The 5,611-nt window shown below is 38.1% G+C and carries 5 protein-coding genes; all 5 read left to right on the top strand.

Annotated features, from left to right (window positions below):
• Positions 1–606: 606 nt before the first annotated feature.
• Positions 607–1,341: a CRISPR-associated endoribonuclease Cas6 gene (gene cas6, locus BT147_RS14705; protein WP_072337038.1), complete on the top strand. Its 735-nt coding sequence runs from the start codon at positions 607–609 to the stop codon at positions 1,339–1,341.
• A gap of 367 nt (positions 1,342–1,708) precedes the next feature.
• Positions 1,709–3,595 (top strand): HNH endonuclease, encoded by a 1,887-nt coding sequence (locus tag BT147_RS14710; RefSeq protein WP_072337041.1) that lies wholly within the window; start codon positions 1,709–1,711, stop codon positions 3,593–3,595.
• A gap of 14 nt (positions 3,596–3,609) precedes the next feature.
• A complete protein-coding gene (locus tag BT147_RS14715) occupies positions 3,610–4,086 on the top strand; it encodes a hypothetical protein (protein ID WP_072337043.1) in 477 nt (158 codons plus the stop codon).
• Positions 4,087–4,306: 220 nt separating this feature from the next.
• Entirely contained in the window at positions 4,307–4,777 is a 471-nt protein-coding gene (locus BT147_RS14720; protein WP_072337046.1) for a hypothetical protein, read from the top strand.
• Positions 4,778–5,061: 284 nt separating this feature from the next.
• Positions 5,062–5,611: ParB N-terminal domain-containing protein (locus BT147_RS14725; RefSeq protein ID WP_177239865.1), on the top strand; the 550-nt coding region annotated here is incomplete at its 3' end.

Here is a 5,611-nt window from a genome sequence, read left to right on the forward strand (position 1 = left end):
TTTTGTTCAATTGCATCCTTATAGGAATTGAAATATAAAGAGCTAAATTACAGATGACTCCCACCAAAACGTTCAATTGCATCCTTATAGGAATTGAAATGAGTGTTTTCCACTCCATAAATATATGGATCGGTACAGTTTACTTGCATCCTTGTAGGAATTGAAATAATCAATTAGAGCAACGTTCTGATATGGTGGCTTGGGTTTACTTGCATCCTTGTAGGAATTGAAAGATTGATATCACCTCCCTTCGGTCTAATAAAAAAGCCGTCCAATTGCATCCTTATAGGAATTGAAAGAAATTCTATACGGGTCGGGCTGGTAATCAAGCAGTTGGTCTAATTGCATCTTTGCAGGAATTGAAACATGGATACTATATCTGTAGCTGTTGTCTATATGTCGTTTACTTGCATCCTTGTAGGAATTGAAAGGAAGATTGTAGGAGATATTGTTATGATTCTCATGTTCACTTGTATCTCTGGAATTTAATTAAGGAATATTGTCATAGTATCCATTACATTGACAATTTAATCAATTTGATCTATGCTACCATGAATGCATTTAAAATAATGTTATTGAAAGGAAGTGAAGAAAATTCGTTTAGAAGTGAAGTATTTTTTCGACTCAGAGTTATCCATACCGTACAGCCTCAATTATCCGTTGCTCTCATACTTATATGAATGTTTATCTTCAGTAGACGAGGATCTAGCTAGCTGGCTGCATGGGGAAGGGATATCATATCAAAATAGAAAGTACAAGCCTCTTACCTTTTCGGGCCTAAGATTTTCAAATAAACAAAAACGGCATAGATACCAGATTGTTAAGGGAACGGCCACATTGATGATTAGTTCAATGAATGAAGCACTTTGTATGAAACTCATCGAAGGAATGTGGAAGAAACAAGGTTTGCTGTTACTAGATGCATTTCTTCCGCTCATAGAAGTTAAGATTTTACCAGAACCTGAATATCAAGAGAACATGAGATATAGAAGTCTTAGCCCAATTGTTGTACCTGTTCAAGATAGTAATAAAAAGACTCATTTTTGCCATCCACTTGAGAGTAGATTTTTTGAGTCTATAAAAGTTTCTTTGAAGAACTGGTACTATATCAAATGGGGAGAGCATTTTCCAGAGAACATTAGGATTGATTTATCTGTTCTACATCCAGAACGATTTCAGTTAAAAAAATCTGCAGTCTTAACTGAGGTTAAGAAGAAGAAAATCAAGGCGTACGAACTCGACTTGGAAGTACACGCCCCAATAAAGTTGCAACAGGTCATTTATGAACAATCACTTGGTAGCTATGGGATCCAGGGATTCGGAATGATGGAAATTATATAGAGGTACGGAAAGTGTTTATCTATGTATGCTTTGAGAGCATTGGGAGCTTGCATAAGTGCATGGGTGAGAGGAAACTTACTTTAATCCACGAAGGTATTGAAATAGTACAGATATAATTACGCTTGGAGGGCGGCTATTCATCGGAAGTTGATGTGAATCTCTTTATTTATTTGATCCTATATTTTAACGATTGATGAATAAGATAACAAAAAATATAAAAGTAGTATTTCTATTGTTAAATAGTGAAAAAACTTTGATTTTGTTATATAATATATAGGTAAATATATTCATATAGAGCGTGTAAACCAATGAGGGCAGGTATCCAACTGCCCTTTTTCGCTGGATTATGGGGGAGATATGGTCATCTATGAATAACACAGTCAGAAAAAGATTATCGAAGTTCTTACTTATTATGATGATTACCTTTATTGCTTTACTAGGATTTGGAGTTGCAGGACAAGGAGTTACCTATGCAGTAGACTTCAACATCGATAATACCCCCATAAACGGAGGATTCAATCAAGACATCGCAAAAACATCAACTACTACGGAAAAAGGTTGGTTAGAATCAGCAGGGGACTGGCTAGAAGCCAAATGGGATCGATTCACCAAGTGGTGTAAGGAACTGTGGGATGAGATAAACAATATATTGGACGAGTTAGGTGCTAAACTCAAAGAAATGAAGGATAGTTTATGGAAATGGGGATTAGCGGTAGGGTCTGCCCTTACACTAGCATGGGCATTATTGAAGAAGCAGATCCCAGCCCTGCAGGCGGTTGAATGGGCACTATCATTCCTTAAAGGTGTCTTAAGAGGATTGGCTGATATCGTCATCGGGGTCTTTGACTTATTGGTAGGAGCCGGCGGCCTACTCATCTACATGATCTTTAATCCGATTGAGTCAGGAAAGAAGCTCTGGCATTGGATTACCCATCCGAGCGAAGTCTGGAACAACCTATCTAACATGGTAGGCGGAGTCTGGAATGAGATTACCGAGTCATGGAATCGCATGGTCGTCAATGGAGATGCAAATTCCCGTTCAGAGTGGTTAGGCTATGCGACGACACAAATCGCTGGTTTTTTCGTTGGATCGAAAGGTTTAGATAAAGCAGGGAAGGCAGGCTCTGTTGTTTCAAAGACAGGTGGCATTTCTAGTAAGTTTCCTCTAGCAAGTAAAGCTTTTGATGCAATCTCTGACACCTTCAAAGGATTTGGTGACAAGGTAAAGTCACTGGGTAGTAAGCTGTTCGGTAATGCCAAAAAGATACTTGTTACCACCACAGCCGGTACGATGTTACTGACAGGGATTACATTTGCATGGCCGAAGATCGAACCGTTTATAATGAAGTTAACGGACTGTATAGCGATACAGCAACAGGATGCAGGACATTATTTTGCTTCCATCCAGTTACCTCTGTCCAAGGTGTTTGACTGTCATGTAGGCAAGGATAGCGATATAAAGTTACCTGATGGGTCTGGGAAAACAAACAAGATTGCTCAAGTAGATCCATACATACGTGAGCGTATAAAAGAACAGAACGTAGAAAAATACGGAAATGAACCATCATCAAATAAAACATGGTCTCCCGATCCCAAAATGGGTGAAATCGAGGACAAAAATGGTAAGAAGTATATAAAATATTATGATGGAAGCAGTAAGCCTATCGTTAAATCAAAGGAAGCCGGATCTAATTTCCAAATTAAAGTGAATGGTAAGGATTATGAAGTTCCTTTTGATGAAAATGGATTTCCTGATTTTTCTAAATGGGTAGATTATGAATCACAGTTGAACGTTGATCAATATTTACTTTCGGATGTTCAGCAATTTAGCCTACTTTCTAAAAGGGTATCTAAAGATTTAAAAAGAAATGAAGCATTAAAAAAGGAAATTGATCAAACTCTGCTTGATGTTTTAGGAAATGGTGGGGGCGAGAAAAACCCTAATGCTGCTAGGAAGTTACAAAGGTTTCTAGAGAGGTCGTCATTGAAAGAAAAAATTCCTAAAGCAGAGTTTGATAACATAACTTCAGGTAAAGGATCTAAGAGCCTTCTAGAAAAGCTAGAGAGTGATAAGGATTTAAGGGACGAATTTGTGAAGGCGAATCACAAATGGATAGAGGCGGGTGAAGATCCGGTCGGTTATACTTGGCATCATAATCAAGATGAAGGTAAAATGCAGTTAGTAGAATCGAAAGTTCATGGTGCGGTAAGACATACAGGAGGACGTCCAACTTGGGGTGGACATAATCGCTAAGGAGATGTAATCGAATGGAAGCAAAGATGAAAGAACTAGTTATTGAATCAATCCGAGAATCACGAAAAGAAACGCTCAATCATTTAAAGTTTATAATCCATGAATATCCTTATCACCCAGATACGAAGTTTTTTCTTTTGGAGGTGAGGGGGCACAGAGGAGACTTTGGAGTTTCGATAACAGCAATGAACGGTTGGGAGGAACAGCTTACGAAAAATGCTCATGGTGAACCTGACACAGCATTAGTTGGTTTTGGTTTTGATTCGATGTCTAAACTTTCTTATCAAGAAGTAGTGAAAAATCTTGATTTAGTAGATGAAATCGATTCTCTTACTAAAGATTACCTGCCCATTTTTTTTCAGGAATGTTTCAATGAAGCTGGAGGAAAAGAGTCAAGGATACCCTACTATTTATTTTATCCAAACTCAGGGGAAGCCTATGATCTAGTGAAAGAAGAATGGCCAGATTATGTTGAGGGTCTGGATGCGTAATTTTAGATTTAAGATAGCTCTCTATTTTGTAGAAAAATAGCTCTGTTTCAGATAGATGTTTAATAACAATTTCATTTTTTTCGGGCAGGCCTTGAGCTTGTCCTTTTTGATGAATTTGTCTGAAGTTTGTAATGGAATGAATCAAAATCCACGGTGCAGTAAGACATACAGGAGGACGTCCCACTTGGGGTGGACATACTCGCTAAGGGGGAAATAACTAGTGGAACAAACTATAAGAGATTTGGTTGTTAAAACAATTAGTGTATATGAAGAAGAAACGATCAAGCATTTTCGATTTATTTTACATGAATATCCTTACCATCCTGATACAAAGTTCATCCTATTGGAATTACAAGGACATAGTGGTGATTTTGGTATAGCTGTGTCGGCAATGGCAGATTGGGGAGCACAGCTTTTTACAAATGCCTATGGCGATTCTGATTCGGCTTTAGGGGGATTTGATATTAGTTCAATGTCTCAATATCCTAATGAGATAACACAAAGTCTTGATTTCTTAGAAGAAATTAGCTTCCAAACGAAGGAATACATCCCCGTCTTCCTTCAAGAGTGTTTTAATGAGGCAGGTGGAAAGGAGTCAAAGTTCCCTTTCTATTTGCGGTACAATAATGGAGATGTATATGATTTTATGGCGGAGGAATTTCCAGACTATATAGAAGGACTGGATGCATAAATTAGAGCTATATATTTAACTTAGAGCAGGCCTTCGGGCTTGCTTTTTTAGTTTGGTCTGAAGTTTGTCTGAATGCAAATATAACTTCCGATGCCTATATAGTTAAGGAGATGGATATGGTCGGAAAACTGGCAGTTTTTTGGCAGTAATTCGGCATCAAATGATAGTGAAATCACGATAAGATAGTAAGTGCGAAAATAGTATCAAATGTTTTGTTTCCCCTTGTTATATATATCAATTTGGTCAGGCCTAACGGCTTGGCCATTTTTTATAGGTGATAAAAAATGAAAATACAAAGTGTATCGATTAGCCAGATCAATCCAGCTAAATACAATCCACGAATCGATTTAAAGTCGGGCGATCCAGAGTATGAAAAGCTAAAAAAATCAATAGAGGAATTTGGTTTTGTTGAACCGTTAATTTGGAACTCTCAAACAGGTAACCTAGTCGGCGGTCATCAAAGGCTTAAGGTACTGATCGAGCAAGGAGTTACCGAAGTTGAATGCTCGGTTGTGGATTTAACTGAGGATAAAGAAAAGGCCTTGAACATTGGTCTAAATAAGGTGGGTGGCGATTGGGATTTTGATAAGCTGGCTCGCTTGCTGGACGACATACAGTTGTCAGGAATAGATATGGACTTGACTGGTTTTGGCGAAGAAGAGGTCGATCAAATTTTAAGTGACTTTCTATTGGATATGGAACCGGAAGAAGACGATTTTGATGAGGAAGAAGCTATAGATCAGATTGATGATCCTGTCACACAAACAGGCGATATCTGGTTACTAGGTAATCATCGCTTGATGTGTGGGGATGCCACTATGATTGATGATGTAA

This window comes from Thermoactinomyces sp. DSM 45891 (genome assembly GCF_900119485.1).
Taxonomy (GTDB): domain Bacteria; phylum Bacillota; class Bacilli; order Thermoactinomycetales; family Thermoactinomycetaceae; genus Baia.

What these genes read in the sequence shown, in the direction of transcription:
- BT147_RS14710 (WP_072337041.1), top strand. Translation starts at nt 1,709, where the DNA reads ATGAATAACACAGTCAGAAAAAGATTATCGAAGTTCTTACTTATTATG.
- BT147_RS14715 (WP_072337043.1), top strand. Translation starts at nt 3,610, where the DNA reads ATGGAAGCAAAGATGAAAGAACTAGTTATTGAATCAATCCGAGAATCA.